At 40.9% G+C, this 17,261-nt stretch carries 15 protein-coding genes; 13 read left to right on the top strand and 2 right to left on the bottom strand.

Features of this window, described 5'->3' with window-relative positions:
• Positions 1–6 precede the first annotated feature (6 nt).
• The 6 genes from glgC to rluF all read left to right on the top strand — a co-directional run bounded on the left by glgC (position 7) and on the right by rluF (position 7,400).
• Positions 7–1,305: a glucose-1-phosphate adenylyltransferase gene (glgC, locus tag L1077_RS09465; protein ID WP_237136609.1), complete on the top strand. Its 1,299-nt coding sequence runs from the start codon at positions 7–9 to the stop codon at positions 1,303–1,305.
• Positions 1,306–1,314: 9 nt separating this feature from the next.
• Entirely contained in the window at positions 1,315–2,844 is a 1,530-nt protein-coding gene (locus L1077_RS09470; protein ID WP_237136610.1) for a glycogen synthase, read from the top strand.
• A 142-nt stretch (positions 2,845–2,986) separates the two neighbouring features.
• Positions 2,987–4,204, top strand: coding sequence for an EAL and HDOD domain-containing protein (locus tag L1077_RS09475; RefSeq protein ID WP_237136611.1), 1,218 nt, complete (start codon positions 2,987–2,989; stop codon positions 4,202–4,204).
• Entirely contained in the window at positions 4,204–5,295 is a 1,092-nt protein-coding gene (locus tag L1077_RS09480) for a DUF418 domain-containing protein (RefSeq protein ID WP_237136612.1), read from the top strand. Before L1077_RS09475 ends, L1077_RS09480 begins: the two co-directional genes overlap by 1 nt.
• A complete protein-coding gene (locus L1077_RS09485) occupies positions 5,296–6,384 on the top strand; it encodes an ABC transporter substrate-binding protein (RefSeq protein ID WP_237136613.1) in 1,089 nt (362 codons plus the stop codon). It abuts the gene before it with no gap.
• Positions 6,385–6,503: 119 nt separating this feature from the next.
• Complete coding sequence (gene rluF / locus L1077_RS09490; protein WP_237136614.1) at positions 6,504–7,400, top strand: 23S rRNA pseudouridine(2604) synthase RluF; 897 nt, start codon at positions 6,504–6,506, stop codon at positions 7,398–7,400.
• Between the two features lie 33 nt (positions 7,401–7,433).
• Here rluF and L1077_RS09495 read toward each other — a convergent pair whose 3' ends face one another.
• Entirely contained in the window at positions 7,434–10,499 is a 3,066-nt protein-coding gene (locus L1077_RS09495; RefSeq protein ID WP_237136615.1) for an efflux RND transporter permease subunit, read from the bottom strand.
• A gap of 2 nt (positions 10,500–10,501) precedes the next feature.
• Positions 10,502–11,581: an efflux RND transporter periplasmic adaptor subunit gene (locus L1077_RS09500; RefSeq protein WP_237136616.1), complete on the bottom strand. Its 1,080-nt coding sequence runs from the start codon at positions 11,579–11,581 to the stop codon at positions 10,502–10,504.
• Positions 11,582–11,688: 107 nt separating this feature from the next.
• Here L1077_RS09500 and L1077_RS09505 point away from each other — a divergent pair, with 107 nt between their 5' ends.
• From L1077_RS09505 to phrB, 7 genes are all read left to right on the top strand, one after another.
• The gene (locus L1077_RS09505) at positions 11,689–12,579 is read left to right on the top strand and encodes a LysR family transcriptional regulator (protein WP_237136617.1); all 891 of its coding nucleotides are present in this window, start codon (positions 11,689–11,691) and stop codon (positions 12,577–12,579) included.
• Complete coding sequence (locus L1077_RS09510) at positions 12,572–12,877, top strand: MGMT family protein (RefSeq protein ID WP_237136618.1); 306 nt, start codon at positions 12,572–12,574, stop codon at positions 12,875–12,877. Before L1077_RS09505 ends, L1077_RS09510 begins: the two co-directional genes overlap by 8 nt.
• A gap of 106 nt (positions 12,878–12,983) precedes the next feature.
• Complete coding sequence (locus tag L1077_RS09515) at positions 12,984–13,556, top strand: LON peptidase substrate-binding domain-containing protein (RefSeq protein ID WP_237136619.1); 573 nt, start codon at positions 12,984–12,986, stop codon at positions 13,554–13,556.
• Between the two features lie 58 nt (positions 13,557–13,614).
• A complete protein-coding gene (locus L1077_RS09520) occupies positions 13,615–14,238 on the top strand; it encodes a sigma-70 family RNA polymerase sigma factor (RefSeq protein ID WP_237136620.1) in 624 nt (207 codons plus the stop codon).
• The gene (locus tag L1077_RS09525; RefSeq protein WP_237136621.1) at positions 14,231–14,911 is read left to right on the top strand and encodes a ChrR family anti-sigma-E factor; all 681 of its coding nucleotides are present in this window, start codon (positions 14,231–14,233) and stop codon (positions 14,909–14,911) included. The genes L1077_RS09520 and L1077_RS09525 overlap by 8 nt, the downstream gene beginning before the upstream one ends.
• A 14-nt stretch (positions 14,912–14,925) precedes the next feature.
• Positions 14,926–15,882: a YbgA family protein gene (locus L1077_RS09530; RefSeq protein ID WP_237136622.1), complete on the top strand. Its 957-nt coding sequence runs from the start codon at positions 14,926–14,928 to the stop codon at positions 15,880–15,882.
• Positions 15,879–17,261 carry a deoxyribodipyrimidine photo-lyase gene (gene phrB / locus L1077_RS09535; protein WP_237136623.1) on the top strand — a complete coding sequence of 461 codons (1,383 nt, stop codon included), beginning with the start codon at positions 15,879–15,881 and terminating at the stop codon, positions 17,259–17,261. Before L1077_RS09530 ends, phrB begins: the two co-directional genes overlap by 4 nt.

Consider the following 17,261-nt stretch of genomic DNA (forward strand, 5'->3'; position numbering starts at 1 on the left):
TAAGAAATGCCGAGTTATGCAAACCGTTATATAAGTAACCTGACAAGAGACACTTATGCATTGATCCTTGCGGGTGGACGTGGCAGTCGGTTGCACGAGTTAACCGATTGGCGTGCAAAGCCAGCGGTGTATTTTGGTGGTAAGCACAGAATAATTGATTTTCCATTGTCTAATTGTATTAACTCTGGAATACGCCGAGTTGGAATTGCAACACAGTACAAATCTCACTCGCTGATCAGACATGTTAATCGCGCTTGGGGGCATTTTAAAAAAGAACTTGGAGAATCTGTAGAGATTTTGCCTGCATCACAACGTTACGGAGATGAATGGTATTGTGGTACTGCGGATGCTGTATTTCAGAATATGGATATAATTCGCCATGAATTGCCTAAATATGTGATGATTTTATCTGGTGACCATGTTTATCGAATGGATTATGGAGCATTAATCGCTAAGCACGTTGAAACTGGTGCTGACATGACGGTGTGTTGTATCGAAGTAGACTGTGAAGAGGCGGCAAACACATTTGGTGTTATGACTGTTGATGAAGGTAAGCGTGTTAGACGGTTTGATGAAAAGCCCGCAGAGCCAACATCTATTCCTGGCAAACCGGGTACATGTTTAGCTTCAATGGGTAACTATGTTTTTAATACAGAGTTTTTATTTGAGCAGTTAAAACGCGATGCGCAAAGAGAAGGCTCTGGCCGTGATTTTGGCCACGATATTATTCCATCCATCATTGAAGAACATAACGTGTTTGCTTTCCCATTTAGAGACCCTAGCCACCCTGGTCAACCTTATTGGCGTGATGTGGGAACAATCGACTCATTTTGGGAAGCCAATATGGAGCTGGTGTCAGTTCAGCCACAGTTAGATTTGTATGATCCATCTTGGCCTATTTGGACCTATCAGGAGCAGCTCCCACCAGCGAAGTTTATTTTTGATGATGAAAATAGACGGGGTATGGCGGTGGACTCTACTGTCTCAGGTGGGTGTATCATATCGGGTTCAATTGTTCGGAAATCTCTATTATTTTCAAATGTTCATGTACATTCTTATTGCGAAATAGAAGGTGCAGTCGTACTGCCTGGTGTTAAAATCAATCGACATTGTAAGATTCGAAATGCAATTATTGATAGAAGTTGTGAGATCCCAACCGGAATGCGAATAGGCTTCGATCCAGAGGAAGACCGCAGTAACGGGTTTAGAGTTTCAAATAAGGGCATTGTTCTAGTAACCCGAGATATGCTTACAGCTTTGCAAGCAAGTCAGAAACCGACCGTGTCGAAATTAGAAAGCGCCTAAGGGTAAAGTATGCATGTAGTAATGGTGGCAGCAGAGAATGATAGGCTGCCAAATTGCAAGGTTGGTGGTGTTGCGGATGTTATCCGTGACATCCCTTATGCCTTGTCTCGTTTGGATATCAATACATCGGTGATTGTACCTGACTATGGTGAAGCTCGTATAAATAGAGAGTTTGTGGCTGATATAGCGGTACCGTTTAAGCAACATTTGGAAACGGCCGTATTGTGGTTAGTAGAATCGGAAGATGGTGTGTCACAATATGTGATTTCTCATTCATTATTTTCTCAACATGGCGGTGCGGTATATTGCAATGATGATGGACGGCCATTTTACACCGATGCAAATAAGTTTGCATTTTTTAGCGCTGCTGTATGCGAAGTTATCGAGCACGGTTTGATTGGCAATGTTGACGTGCTTCACTTACATGATTGGCATGCCGCTTGTGTCTCTGTTTTACGAGAGTTTAGCCCAAGGTTTACAGCGCTTAAACAGGTTAAAACTGTTTTTACTGTGCATAATTTGGCTCTACAAGGCATCAGGCCATTTAATGGTGATGAATCTAGTCTAGAAGCTTGGTTTCCCACCTTGAGTTATGATGGTCAAAAAATTTGCGACCATATTTACCCTCATTGCTTTAATCCTATGAGGGCTGCGATAGGTCTATCTGATAAGGTACATTTAGTGTCCCCTACATACTGCCACGAGGTGCAAAGAAGTAGTGATCATCAGGCTGGATTTTTCGGTGGTGAGGGGCTAGAGCATGATATGCAAATAGCGGCGGTTAAAGGTAAGCTCGTTGGAATTTTAAATGGATGTGAATACGCAAAAGCGATGCCAGAGAAGAGTATGGACGATTTTTATCGTTGTGCTGAAGCGAATATTTTTAACTGGATGTCAAAATCTTCTGAGCTAAAGAGTGTGCACTATATTGCTCATCAAAGATTGCTAGCATGGCAAAAGTCATCAATCACAGGGCCACTGGTAACGAGTGTTGGTCGTTTAACAAACCAGAAAGTATTCTTGTTGACGCAAAGAGTCGATACCAATATGGTCATTGATCAACTTGCTCTTTATTTGCGTGAGCAGCACGGAAGACTGATTATTCTCGGTAGTGGTGATCACGAGCTAGAATATTTGTTTGCACAAGTTATGGCTCGCCATGAAAATGTGCTTTACTTAAACGGGTATGGACAAGATGTTGGTGACTTGATGTACGTCCTTGGGGATCTGTTTCTCATGCCAAGCTCATTTGAACCTTGTGGAATTAGTCAAATGCTTGCTATGAGGGCGGGGCAGCCATGTTTAGTCAATGCTGTTGGGGGACTGGCAGATACGGTACAACACAATGCAAATGGCTTTACATTTAATGGGGACAACGTACAAGAACAAGGGACCAATTTAATTGGGCAGTTTAAGGCATGTGTAAAGGTATTTAATAGTTGCAAAGAAGAGTATAATGATATTGCTTTGAGGGCTTCTCAAAGCCGGTTCACATGGGGAAAAAGCGCACAGCAGTACAAGGAACATTTATATGAGTAGGTAAAACTACTCATCCTAGAGTCACAAAACTAGTACTTTAATGTTTTTGTTGGATTTTATTTATCAGAAATTCGGGTTAAAATAATAAAAAAGAATAAAACTAAAGTATTGTTATTGGAACAGTATAGCTAGGAGCGATGATTTGAAAGTGTTTGTGGCTCGGCAGGCCATTTTTAATCGCAAAAAGCACGTGGTAGCTTATGAGCTATTGTTTCGTGATGGCACAAAAAACAGCTTTCCTAATGTCGCTGAAAATGCTGCTACAGCAAAGTTAATTATGGATAACCAGCTTAATCTGGGCACTCGTTATTTAACTTCAGGGAAAAAAGCACTAATAAACATAGGAGAAGATTCATTAAATCAAGAGCTTGCACAGTTTTTGCCCGCTGATGATGTGATTTTAGAGCTATTGGAAACTATTCCACCGACTACTAAAAATTATGAAAAGGTACGACAGCTTTTTCACAGTAATTATCGTTTGGCGCTTGATGACTTTACTTACTCAAAAGAGTGGGAACCGTTTTTAAAATTGGTAAGGTTAATTAAGTTCGACCTAGTTGAAACCCCGCTTGAAGAAATCGAGCCATTAGTAAACCAACTTAAAACGCGTAAAAACTTGAAGCTTTTAGCTGAAAAAGTAGAAACTGAAGAAGAATTCTTAAACGCTAAAAAAATGGGGTTTAGCTTCTTCCAGGGCTATTTTTTCGCAAAGCCGACAATGATCGCGCAAAATGATATCGAAATTAATTACGCCATTGTGATGCTTATTTATGCGGAAGCATTGAAGCCAAATATGAATATTCCACGGATCGCAGAGCTGTTTGCTCAGGATACTGCGCTGGCTTATAAATTACTTAGGTTGATCAATTCAGGTGTATTCCCTATCAAAAATCGCATAGAGTCATTAAAGCAGGCCTTAGTTTATTTGGGACATGAGCGAATTATTAAGTTTGTTAACCTTATTATGACTGCGCATGTTGCTGAAACAAAGCCAACGGAGTTAACACGATTAAGCATTGTACGTTCGCGCTTTTGTGAATTACTAAGTCGACAAGTTGCTCCTTCTTTAGCAGGCATGAGCTTTCTAACAGGGCTATTTTCTCTTTTAGACGCTATTTTGGATAAGCCGATGGATGTCGTTGTGGAGCGTTTACCCTTTCCTGAAGTGCTTAGGGATGCCTTGATTGGAGAGCCTAACACTCTGTATTATATATTAAATACAGTAAAAGCTTACGAAAGTGGCAGCTGGTGGGCTATGCAGGAGGCATGCACTATGCTGAATATTTCGGACGAAAACCTTCCTGATTTTCATGCCCAGGCTGTAAACTGGGCTGATATGTATCGTGATCATGTTTATTAATGCAAAGAGTAAACTCTATTGATTTTTTAAGGGGCATCGCCTTGCTCGGCTTGCCCCTTACTAATCTGATGTACATGGCCAATTTCACGTCGGGCGCTATGGCTCCAAGCAGCACATGGTCTGATAATCTACTAACTTATCTTGTTGATGTATTTGCACATGGAAAGTTTAGGACTATTTTTAGTATCCTATTTGGCGTGTCGATTTGTCTGCTGTACGAGAAGTACGGAGCAAAGAGCACTAAAATTATAAAAAATAGACTATTAGTACTTGGATTTTTGGGTTGTATACATGGCTTTTTAGTATGGCCTGGTGATATTTTGTTAAACTACGCTGTATCAGGTTTGCTGGTTCTTGCTGTTATTAAGTTAAAGTCTTCAACACTTATTAAGTTGGCTATTTGCGCGATATTCATTCCTATTTTCACCCTTATCTTACTGATATTGCAAAGTGGCGATACAAGTACAGAGCAGGGGCTTATCAACTTAAACGAAATCGGGTTTACTGCCCTTGGGTTACTGCAATTTAATATTGAAAACTTTTTTGCTATGGTGGCTTTACTCCCCACCATCACGCTTTGGTACATATTTGGCTTGATGCTTATTGGCGTTCTGATTTATCGTGTGTATTGGATGAGTAAAGTCCATCTATCAAAATTTGTTTGTATATTCATTCTGATCCCTCTCTCAATTTTTGGCTCGCTTATAGCGCGATTGAGCTTTGCAGAGCAGTATCGCCTTGTTTATGAACTACTGAATTGGCTATGTGCTATACCCTTTAGCATTGCTTTAATTTGTTTAGTACTTAAATACAAACCACCTTTTGATACCAGCATGTCACTTTTGTCTTATGTTGGCCGTAACTCATTATCACTGTACCTGTTGCAATCTTTGGTGGGTGTAGTGCTTTTTCAATTTGCTTTCCCAACGTGGAAAATTTATTTCACGCAAACAGACTATTTTTTACTATTTATTGGCTTTACTATTCTACAATTGGCAGTAGTGTGGTGGTTTAAATGCAAATCTTTAAGAGGGCCCGTGGAAGTTGTGTTTGCTCACTGTCAGAACTATTTGAATAGAAGAGAGTATTAAATGTCTTCGTTAAAAGTGTTGTTGCTACTGTTTGCGCTGACGGTTTCGTTTACGTCTTATGCTAAAAACAATTTTTCTGTGCTGTTTGTAAATCCATCTTTAGAGGGGGAGCCCTTTTGGGGAAAAGTACAAAAAATAACGCAAGAGGCAGCTGCACAACTCGATATCAATATTGATGTGATTTACGGTGATGGCAATCGCCATATTCAGCTTGCTGAGCTGAAAAAATATCTAGATTATCGCGCAAGCCCAGACTATGTGATTTTGATGCTTTATCCCGGCGGCGCAGAGCAAACGCTGACCATGTTAAACAACTATGGTATTAAGTTTATTACGTTAGAGCAGACAATTACTGGGCTCGAAAAAGAAGAAATAGGCATTCCAAAAGAGCGCTTTGAGCATTGGCTAGGAGAGGTTTTTTTTGATAATTACCAAGCGGGTTATGATTTAGCAAAATCATTGCATCAAAGCGTACTTGCTGGTGGTCACAAAGGGCAGGTAAATGGGTTAGCCATTAATGGGCACTACGGTAGCGAGTCCGATAAGCGAAATCAAGGGGCGGCAGATTATTTCAAACAACATAATATAAATTTACAACAGACAGTGCATGCCAGTTGGTCTAAAGAACAAGCTTACTCAAAAACTAAGCGTTTATTTAAACGATATCCGCAAACACACATTATATGGAGTGCGTCAGATTTGATGGCGATGGGGGCACAAACTGCAGTCCGACAATTAGTAAAGAACGATGCGGGCAAGGTTGCTATTGGCGGGTTTGATTGGTTACCTGATAGTTTAGCTTTAATTGATAAAGGCGCATTATCAGCGTCAGTTGGCGGGCATTTTATGATGGGTGGATGGGCGTTGGTTTCTATCTTTGACTTTCACAACGGCGTAAAATACTGGCAAGAAAACAGCGCAATTACCTTTAACTTATCCGCTATTACACTTGAGAATGTCGATGAGTACCTTTGGATTTCTTCTTCACCGGATTGGTCAAAGGTAAATTACAAAAGCCTAAGTATCTTAGACACTACATTAAAGTCGTATGCTTTTTCGCCTGACCAGTTGCGACAAAAGAAAAACTAGACCCGACTCTTTGAAAACCTTAATTATCAGTACGGAAACTAGCTTGAACTTGTGCTATCCAATTCATTTTATGTTGGAATCATTATACAATTAGCGTTTTTTAGAACATTGAGAATGGCGTGGATACACCAAAGAGACTAAATAAGTATATCAGTGAGACTGGATTCTGCAGCCGTAGAGAAGCAGATACGATGATCAGTGACGGAAGAGTTTCCGTTAATGGCCAAATTGCAGAGATGGGCTTAAAGGTCACTGATGCAGACGCTATTTTGGTAGATAACAAGCCTTTAAAATCCAAGCCAAAGCGCGTTTATATTGCTTACAACAAGCCCGTTGGTGTGACCTGTACTACTGAGCGAAAAATTAGAAGCAATATTGTCAATGCAATCAATTACCCGGAGCGAATTTTCCCTATAGGGCGCCTAGATAGACCTTCTGAAGGTCTTATTTTCTTGACCAATGAAGGCGATATCGTCAATAAAATTTTGCGTGCGGGCAACAATCACGAAAAAGAATATATCGTCACAGTTGATAAAGTTATCGATGATAAGTTTATTCATGGCATGCGCTCAGGCGTGCCCATCCTCGGCACTGTCACCAAAAAATGTTTTGTGAAAAAAACTGGGCCAAAGAAGTTTACGATTACTCTAACTCAGGGCCTCAATAGACAAATCAGAAGGATGTGTGAACACTTCGGATATGAAGTGCAAACGTTAAAGCGTGTTAGGATCATGAATGTGAATCTTAACGGGCTTAGAGCCGGAGAGTGGCGCCATCTAAGTGAAAAGGAAATGGCTGAAATCAACGCGTCGATTGAGGGGTCATCAAAAACGGAGGAAGCATCGGTCGATAATAAAAAAAGAGCGAAACCAAAAGAATCGTTTAATCAAAATCGAAGCGTATCTGATAAACCTCGCAGTAAAAATAAGAGCAATCATGCTCGCCCAGATAAACCAAACAGAAAATCAGGTAAAAAGCCTGAACGTGTGAAAGGGACGTTATCACTCAAGAGATAAAAAATGGCCGCAATTGCGGCCATTTTTTTGCAGTTATTGTGCGTTGGGTGCTTTGATCTTAAATACTAAGCAGTACACAACAGGTATCACGATTAATGTGAGGATGGTTGCAAAGCCCAGCCCAAACATAATTGTTACAGCCATCGATTTAAAAAACACGTCAAATAGCAGAGGGATCATCCCAAGTATGGTTGTGATTGCTGCCATCGAAACGGGTCTTACACGACTCACGCCAGAGTCAAATACTGCTTGGTAAGGTGACTTACCACTGTCGACTTCAAGATTTATTTGGTCCATCAGTACAATACCGTTTTTAATGAGCATGCCAGAGAGGCTCAGCAATCCAAGTAAAGCCATAAAGCTAAAGGGGGCTTGGAAGGCAACCAATCCGGCCGTTACACCAATAATTGCCAGTGGCACAGTACTCCAAATGACTAGAGGCTTCTTAATCGAGTTGAACAGTAATACCGTGATCATGAACATGCTTAAATAGCCAAGAGGTAGCGAGCCAAAGATGGCTGTTTTCGCTTTAGAGGAGGACTCATATTCACCGCCCCATTCCATCTTATAACCAACCGGTAGCTTAATGGCCTCGATATCTGCTTTTATACGACCAAATAACTTAGCAGGGGTTTCGTTGCCAATGACATCATGATCGGCCATGACAGTAATAGTGCGCTTTCTATCACGACGCATGATCAAACTGTCTTCCCAGACCACTTCAAACTTATCTACGATTTGGCTAACTGGTACGTAGACATTTAATACTGGGCTAAACACTTGTAAGTCTTGTAAGTTTTCAACACTGTATCTCTCTGTCTCCGGAGAGCGAGCGACGATAGGCAGCATCTGAGTGCCATCACGGTATAGGCCGACCTGCTTACCCGATACACTCGTCAGCAGAAGCTGGTCAAGATCGCTCTTACTTATTCCTAGGCGACGTGCTTTTTGCTCATTGAATACAGGTTGCAGTACCTTGCTGCGTTGACGCCAGTCATCTTTAATACTGTGTGCTCCTGGGTCATTTGCCAAAATGGCTTTAGCTTCTGCGGCAAGCTGGCGCAAAACTACTGGATCGGGACCAGAGAACCTTGCTTCAATTTTTGCATCCGTTGATGGGCCAATTTCCATTCGCTTAATTTTCAGCTGTCCATCAAGCTCATTTTCTGCGGCGAAGGCACGAACTTTTGCAATCATATCTGTCACATCTTCACGTGTTTTTACTCGAATAATGAGCTGTCCATATGCGTCATATTGCTTTTCAGGGCTATACGTCAACATGAACCTTGGTGCGCCTTGACCAATCGTTGCTGTCACGTCCGTTACCGCATCATGTTGTTTAAGGAAAGCCTCTAATTTTTTTACATTCTCTGAGGTTGTGCGGATATCTGAACCTTGATAGTTCCAATAATCTACATAGAACATTGGTGTGTTAGATGCTGGGAAAAATGATTGCTTCACCGATTTAAAGCCGACAACAGCACTGCCAAGTAACACGACCATAAAGACCACAGTGCTCCACCTATTGCGCAAGCTAAAGCTGAGTAATGCTTTGTACGCTGTAAAGATGATACCTTGATATGGGTCACTTTCTTGCTCATTCTCACCGGCTTTAATTTCTTCTTTAAACAGCATGTTCGCAAAGAAAGGCGTCAGTGTAATTGCAGTCACCCAGCTTAGTAGGAGTGAAATAAATAATACCCAGAATAATGAACCTGCGAATTCGCCGCTGGCATCAGAGCTTAAGCCAATAGGTGCAAATGCTGTGATACCAATAATGGTTGCACCCAATAGTGGCCATTTAGTTTGCTCGACAATATTCACTGCCGCTTTCACTTTTGTTTGACCGCGCTTTAAGTTGATCAAAATACCTTCTGTAATGACGATGGCGTTATCAACCAACATACCTAATGCGATGATCAAAGCACCTAGTGAAATTCTTTGTAAATCGATGGCAAACAATTTCATGAAAATGAAAGTGCCTAGCACGGTCAAAAGCAGTATACCGCCGATTAAAATACCGCTTTTTACGCCCATAAAAATGAGCAGAACGATGATAACGATAGCGACTGCTTCCAATAGACTAACAATGAAGCCATCTACGGATTTTTTAACTTCAGCAGGCTGGTTGTATACGGTGTTTACTTCAATACCATAAGGTTTTTGATATTCTAATTCTGCTAAGCGCTTCTTAATAGCCACGCCCACATCAACGACATTAACACCCGATGTGAACGAAATGCCAACTAGCAATGCTCTGTTATTATTAAAGCGGGTAATATGGTTAGGTACTTCTTGATATTCTCTCGATACGGTTGCCACATCGCCAAGATAGATAAGCTCTCTGGCCCCCGGTTGGGAGATCAGTAAATTTTCAAGCTCAGACACGTCAGAAAACTCACCAGTAGGGTGCAAGCGAATAGACTCTCTACCCACGCGAATTTTGCCAGCATTTGACACGGTGTTTTGAGTTTGTAGCAAAGAGAAAATATGATTTGGAGAGATACCCAATTGAGACATTTTTTGTGTCGAGATTTCAACAATGACTTGCGCTTGTTGCTCACCTGCAACGCTCACTTTGCTCACGCCGTCCACTAACACCAGTTCGCGGCGCAAAAAGTCGACATAATCTTTGAGCTCATCATAAGTGTACCCTGCACCAGTAACGCCATATAACATCCCGTATACGTCAGCAAAATCATCCATAATGGTTGGCGGTTGCACGCCCGATGGTAATTGTGGAGTAAGATCATTAATTTTACGCCTTAACTCATCCCATATTTGTTTTAAATCTTCTTTACGATAGGTGCTTTTCATCTCAACTGAAATTTGAGATTTGCCTGGCGAAGAAATAGAAGTGACATAATCAACGTATGGCAGGCTTTGAATAGCGTTTTCAATAGGGTAGGTCACTTCCTCTTCAACCTGTTGAGGAGAGGCGCCAGGGTAAGCGGTTATCACCATGGCTTTTTTTAGAGTAAATTCTGGATCTTCTAACTGCCCAAGGCCAAAGTAGGATACGCCACCTGCTGCAAATAGCAGTACGGCAAACATCGCACTAATGACTTTATTTTCAATGGACCAACTTGCTAAGCTCATAATTATAAGCCTCGCTCTTTTGTCCAAGGTCTAACTCTTAAGTTTTCTTTTAGATGGTGTACGCCTGCGGCGACAACGATTTCACCTGCCTTAAGCCCTTCAAGTACTTCAATGCTAGATTCTCTCATCTCACCTAAAGTGATATGACGTTTATTAACCGTATTCGTTTGCGCGTTATAAACCCACACATAGTGGTTGTTATCTATTTTTTCATCTTGAGCTGAGAATACCGCTTCGTTCGGGATTAATAAGGTTTCCTTTTTTAAATTCATGACCTTGCTTGGGTCAATGTATACGTGGCCAGTCATACCCGCAAACAAATTGAAGTCTTCAGGGATCGGTAGTGAGAAAACCACTTTATACGTCAAAGTGACAGGATCTGCCTGAGTGTCCCACTCTTTAATCGTTAAAGAATATGACTTATCGGGAAAGCCATCAAAAACAACCGTTGGATGGTAGTCTAAATCTTTGTTGACTCGTGCAACGAGTTTTTCAGGTACCTGAATGACAACGTCCATTCTGTCGCGTGTTTCTAATCGAAGGATATTTTGTTTCGCAACAATATTTTCAAAGTTTTTGACGAAGACCTTAGCGACCGTGCCATCAAAAGGCGCTCGCAACTCGCTATTTTGTAAATTAGTTTGTGCGATACGATAAGCAGACTCTGTAACTTGCTTATTAGCGAGCGCTTGATCGTATTCAGCTTTACTTGCAGTCGACTTATTAAAAAGTGACTCAATGCGGTTAAGTTGCAAGGCGGCTAGCTCATACTGCGCTTTGCGTTGTTGGAATTGCAGCTCAAAGTCTTCAGGGTCTAATTTTGCGAGTAATTGACCTTTCTTTACTTCTTGGCCCGCCAAAATAGGAAAATTGATAAGCTCGCCATTAACTCTAAAGGCAAGATATGAGCCTTGGTTTGCGACGACTTCAGCGGGAAAGTGCCTAATTGTGGCAGCAGCAGGATCACTGACCGTATGTAGTTTTACGGGTCTGACCAAGTCCTGTTTTGGTGATTGGATAACTTCATCTTGGCATGCGCCAAGTAAAAGTGCGGAAGATAATACGAGTACGCGTTTAAACACTTAAGTTACTCCGAAATATATGACTCCTAAGATAATGTAGTGCAGGATATATAAAATAGTACTAAAATAAAAATTATAAATAATTAGGGTTTTAATAAATAAAATTTATGAAGTTATCGGATTTAGAAGTCCTTCATGTTGTGGCACATTCCCAAAGTCTCAATGATGCTGCCAAGCGCTTATTTAAAACTCAGCCCGCAGTGACCCAAGCGCTCAAAAGGCTCAGTACAGAGTTGGGTTTTCCTTTGGTAACAAGGGAGGAGTATAGAATTAAGCTCACCGAGCAAGGGCAACGATTTTACAAAGAAGCAGTAAAGCTGATAGAACATCACGAGAACCTAAAGTCTATGGCTGCGGATTTTGCGCAAGGAAATGAGCCTAAATTCAATATTTGCTATGAAGCGATGAGTTACGACTATGGCTGTAATGAACTTATCAAACGTACATTCAGGCAATTTCCCTCTACAGCATTTGAAATAACCAGCGGTAAACGCTTTGTAGCACTAGACAGAGTAAATCAAGGCTTGTCGGATATTGGTGTCGGGCCTTGGTTTAATTTGTTTCACGCGACTGGTGATTTGGAATCTGTGGCCATCGGTGAAGTAAAGCTAGGGTTAGTTGCTAAAAAAGGGTTGATACCGAATAGGCTTACATTTGAAGAGCTCAACCAATATCCTTGTCTGGCAATGACCGAAAGTGGTTTTGAATTTGATAGTGACCGTTTAGAGTATTCAAAAAGTCGCAGTGTGATGAAGCTAGATGATATCGCGACAATAAAAATGTTTTTACTGCAAGGCATGGGTTTTGCGATTGTGACTTTAAATCATTGTGAGCAAGAACTTGAGCAAGGGTTACTTGAGCAAATTAGGGTATCTGATAGACAAGATCAGTTTACAGTAGATATTCATGCATTTAGGAGGCAGTTACCGCATCATGGTTCTGTCGCGCAATATTTGTGGGAAGGATTTAAAGAATTAGGTAAGCAATATCGTGAATGATGAATTCAAGCAAAAAGTATACACGCTAATAGGTGCGATCCCTGAAGGGAATGTTGCTACATATGGCCAAATAGCTAAGCTAGCAGGAGCGCCTAGACATGCACGTGCGGTGGGCTATTTATTAAAACATCTCCCGAATGACAGTTCATTGCCTTGGCATAGAGTCATCAATAGTCAGGGGAAAATTTCATTTCCTGTAGAGAGCGACAAGTTTAATTCTCAAGCGTTGAAATTAAAGGCTGAGGGGGTGGAGTCACTCAACGGCAGGATTTCTCTTAAAAAGTATCTTTGGTATTAAGATTCAAACGAACTGGCAATTATAGAAGATAAATTCAGAATTAGGGTTGATCGGTTTGTTTTACATTGGCGTAAATAGACTTAGAGATTATCATTACTAAGTCAATATGAAACGAGCACTTTTTCCTTTACCAGTTTACATTTTACCGCAGGGATACACACGGTTACGTATTTTTGAGCCTCGCTATTTGCACATGGTCAAAGTGGCTATGAAAGAGCAAAGCGGCTTTGTGTTATGCCACGGTGATAAAGCCTCAGACACAGCAGTGTCCAGAGAAGGTGTATTTGTGGAAATTGTTGATTTCTCTCAAGACAATGGCGGACAACTGTTGATTGATGTTTATGCCAAACACAGAGTAGTGATAACAGATGTAACGATAGATGAGATGAACTTAAAGCATGGGTGGTGTCATACAATTGATGAGCCTTTATGGGAACTAGATAGTGAAAACTTTGCCTATCACGAACGCTTAGCTGATTTGCTCAGAGATCTGTTTGTTGTTAATGCAGAGCTTAATGATTTATATAAGAAAAAGAATTATGCAGATCCGATTTGGGTTGCGGCCAGATGGTTAGAGTTGTTGCCCTTAACACTGACTCAAAAGCAAAAAATACAAAGCTGCCAAACTTATCAAGCGGTGGCTGGCGTTTTGTTTGAAGTTTTTGACGATCAAGAGTGATCTGGATGTTAAAGCCTAACGTATAGTCTACTATGTTACTGGCTGAGAGCGTTAAATTATGGTTAGTTTAGAGCAATCGCGTGATTGCCGCACAAAAAAAGGTATAAACCAAGGGATGCAAGAAACCCCTTCAGAACAGTTAACTCAAGCATTAGTCAATGTCGCTAATAACGCGGACAAGAAAGCTTACGCTTATTTGTTTTCTTATTTTGCCCCAAAAATAAAGCGCTTTGGAATAAAACAATTCGGTTCAGAAGCTATGGCGATGGAATTGGTGCAAGACACCATGACGTCCGTTTGGAGAAAAGCGAAGCTTTATCACCAAGACAAAGGCGCAGCAACGACCTGGGTGTATACGATAATGAGAAACGCCTCATTCGATGCGCTTAGAAAAGTTAAAAGCAACAGAGAAGATAACTTAAGCGAAGAGATTTGGCCGCTGTTCCATGATGAACAAGTGTGTGAAAAAAGTTTTAAAGACCACTTACAAACCAATCAGCTTAAAGAAAAAATTAAAAACCTACCAGCGGCACAAAGAGATGTGGTTGTTGGTGTCTATTTTGATGATATGACTCAAGAGCAGTTAGCTCAGCATTTGGGTATTCCTGTTGGTACGGTGAAATCTAGGTTGCGCTTAGCGTTGAAGAAGTTAAAAGTAGAGTTGGGAGAGCAGCATGATTAGGTATCATCCCTCTAAACAGTTAATGCATAAGCACGTAGCTGGTGAGCTGCCAGTCGGGTTAAGTGTTGCTATAGCCGCACACGTTGAGCTTTGTGATAAATGTAGAGCTGAAGTTGAAGCAATTGAAGCAAAGCAAGCCGATATGTTTTTCACCAGTGAGATGGATGTCGACAGTGATACAAAAGATGTGTCATTGGTAGAAGATGATCTGTTATTTGATGCAATGCTCAGTGATATTACATCACTTGAAGTCGAAACTGAGGTAGTGCCTCATGAAGTAACCATGTTCGACTATCAGGATAGGTCTGTTCAATTGCCAAGAGCAATAGCCGCGCTAAAACTGGGCAGCTTTATGAACGCCGGAAAAGTCTCTCGAGCCCGCTTTGAACTTGATGAAGGCCCCATGCGCAGTAGCTTATTACATATTAAGCCAGGTGGGGAAATACCAGAACACACACATACTGGTTTTGAGCTAACATTATTGTTAGATGGGACGTTTGAAGATGAAAGTGGTAAGTACGTACCGGGTGATTTTATCATGCTCGATGGTCGCCACAATCATACGCCTAAAACAAAAGGTGGATGCCTGTGTTTTACTTTGGTTGACAACGCGTTGCACTTTAATAAAGGCTTAAGCAAACTCCTAAATCCTATTGGTAAGCTGATTTATTAGGGAGTGTGAAGAATATGAAATTTAAGACACCTATACAGATTGGATTAAGTGCCTGTCTTGGTGGAGATAGGGTACGTTTCGACAAAGGTCATAAGCGTTCTAATTTTTGTATGGACGAGTTCAGTAACCATGTGGAATTTGTAAAATTTTGTCCTGAAGTTGCGATAGGTATGCCTATTCCCCGCGAAACCATAAGACAAGTACGATTTGGCGACACGATTAAGGTGTGTCGCCCTGACGGGTCTAATGATGTTGGTTCAAAGCTAACTGAGTATGGTAAAAAAATTGCTCAAACAAAAGCAAAAGAACTGTCAGGCTTTGTTTTTTGTGCCAAAAGTCCAAGTTGTGGCATGGAAAGAGTCAAAGTCTACAATGACACTGGAACAGGTGCCACTGCAGAAGGCATAGGTGCGTTTGCTGCCGAAATTATGCGCCACAATCCATTATTACCATGCGAAGAAAACGGTAGGCTAAACGACATTCATTTACGCGAAAATTTTGTAATGCGTGTGTTTGTTTATAAATCATGGCAAGAACTGATGGAAGGTGACGTTAATAAACATAGGCTGACTGAGTTTCACGCTAAGCACAAATACCTTTTGATGAGCCACAATTATGCAGCATATAGAACACTGGGGCGTTTGCTTGCGCAAGGCGATCCAAAAGAACCGATGCTTGTAGCTGATGAATATATAGCTGGTCTGATGGCAGCACTTAAAAAGCCTGCTAGTCGAAAAGCGCAAGCAAATACACTTGCACACTTGCAAGGGTACTTTAAAAACGAGTTATCAGGTATTGAAAAATCTGAGATGGTGGAAGCAATTGAGGAGTACAGAATGGGGCTAGTGCCACTAAATGTACCTTTGACGTTACTTAAACACCATTTACGAGTGCACCCAAAGTCGTATTTGGAACAGCAGGTATACTTCGACCCGTATCCACATGATTTAAAATTAAGGTTCGCAATTTGAGTAAGGCACTTTTTTGGTTCAGGCGCGATTTACGGTTATCAGGTAACCAAGCGCTTGAAGACGCAATTAACAACGGCGCCACTGAGGCGCTGTTTTTTGTTTGTGAAAAACAATGGCAATTACACAATACCAGTGAGATACAAATTGATTTGGTAAAAAGGCGAGTAGATTACCTTGGTAACGAGTTAGCAAAGCTGGGTATTAAGCTTCATGTTATTAATGGAGAGTCTTTTGACGTTTTACCGAGTAAGCTTGAAGCGTTTATAAATGAGCATAGCTTTACTCAAATTTTTGCCAATAGAGAGTATGAAATTAATGAGCTAAACCGTGACACAAGATGCGCATCATTGGGTGCACAGTTGCACTTATATGATGGGGATGTACTTTGCTCCCCAGGTAGTATTGTGACCAAAGGCGGCGAAATGTTTAAGGTTTTTACACCATTTAAAAAAGCATGGTTGGCTCAGTACTCGCAATATATATTTAAAATAAGCGAATTTATTCGCCCAGTTGGCGAGTCTATTCCTTGGCAAACGCCTACTTTATTAACTTCAAATGGACTATCTGATAAATGGCCTGTAGATGATGCAGTACTTTCGCAGGTTATTGAACAGTTTTTAGAAGATAAAATAAGTGAATATAGTGAATATAGAGATATACCTAGCATTAAAGGTACATCTGGATTAAGCCCTTATTTGGCTTTAGGGATTATATCTGCTACTGACTTAATTGCCAGGATTCAGCAAAGAATACCCGATGTCTTATATAGAACAAAAATATCAGCTTTTACTTATATCAACGAATTACTTTGGAGAGAGTTTTATAGACACTTGATGTTTATATTCCCTAAACTTTGTAAAAGTAAAAACTTCAATGAAAAATATAATGCCGTACAATGGTTAGATGATGAAAATGCGTTTGCGGCTTGGTGTGAGGGCAATACTGGTTATCCAATTGTAGATGCAGCTATGCGCCAGCTCAACCAAACCGGTTGGATGCATAATCGACTTCGAATGATTGTAGCTAGTTTCTTAACTAAACACTTGCTTATTGATTGGCGCAGGGGTGAAGCATATTTCATGAGCAAGTTGATAGATGGTGATTTGGCAGCAAATAATGGCGGCTGGCAGTGGGCTGCAAGTACAGGTTGTGATGCCCAACCATATTTCAGAATATTTAATCCAATAACCCAAAGCGAAAAGTTTGATCCTGACGGCACTTTTATTCGTAAATATGTCCATGAATTAGAATGGGTGCCAGCGAAGTATATTCACTTTCCACATGATTATATTAACGCTGTTGGTAGACAGTGTTATACGGCACCAATTGTTGAACATAAAGAAGCAAGAGCCAGGGCGCTTGATGCATTTAAGGTATAG

The organism is Pseudoalteromonas luteoviolacea (assembly GCF_021654285.1).
Taxonomy (GTDB): Bacteria; Pseudomonadota; Gammaproteobacteria; order Enterobacterales; family Alteromonadaceae; genus Pseudoalteromonas; species Pseudoalteromonas luteoviolacea_J.

Bases quoted from the DNA above. Each gene is read 5' to 3' on its own strand.
- L1077_RS09470 (WP_237136610.1), top strand. From the start codon at position 1,315: ATGCATGTAGTAATGGTGGCAGCAGAGAATGATAGGCTGCCAAATTGC.
- L1077_RS09485 (WP_237136613.1), top strand. From the start codon at position 5,296: ATGTCTTCGTTAAAAGTGTTGTTGCTACTGTTTGCGCTGACGGTTTCG.
- L1077_RS09505 (WP_237136617.1), top strand. From the start codon at position 11,689: ATGAAGTTATCGGATTTAGAAGTCCTTCATGTTGTGGCACATTCCCAA.
- glgC (WP_237136609.1), top strand. From the start codon at position 7: ATGCCGAGTTATGCAAACCGTTATATAAGTAACCTGACAAGAGACACT.
- L1077_RS09480 (WP_237136612.1), top strand. From the start codon at position 4,204: ATGCAAAGAGTAAACTCTATTGATTTTTTAAGGGGCATCGCCTTGCTC.
- L1077_RS09520 (WP_237136620.1), top strand. From the start codon at position 13,615: ATGGTTAGTTTAGAGCAATCGCGTGATTGCCGCACAAAAAAAGGTATA.
- L1077_RS09495 (WP_237136615.1), bottom strand. From the start codon at position 10,499: ATGAGCTTAGCAAGTTGGTCCATTGAAAATAAAGTCATTAGTGCGATG.
- L1077_RS09525 (WP_237136621.1), top strand. From the start codon at position 14,231: ATGATTAGGTATCATCCCTCTAAACAGTTAATGCATAAGCACGTAGCT.
- L1077_RS09515 (WP_237136619.1), top strand. From the start codon at position 12,984: ATGAAACGAGCACTTTTTCCTTTACCAGTTTACATTTTACCGCAGGGA.
- L1077_RS09530 (WP_237136622.1), top strand. From the start codon at position 14,926: ATGAAATTTAAGACACCTATACAGATTGGATTAAGTGCCTGTCTTGGT.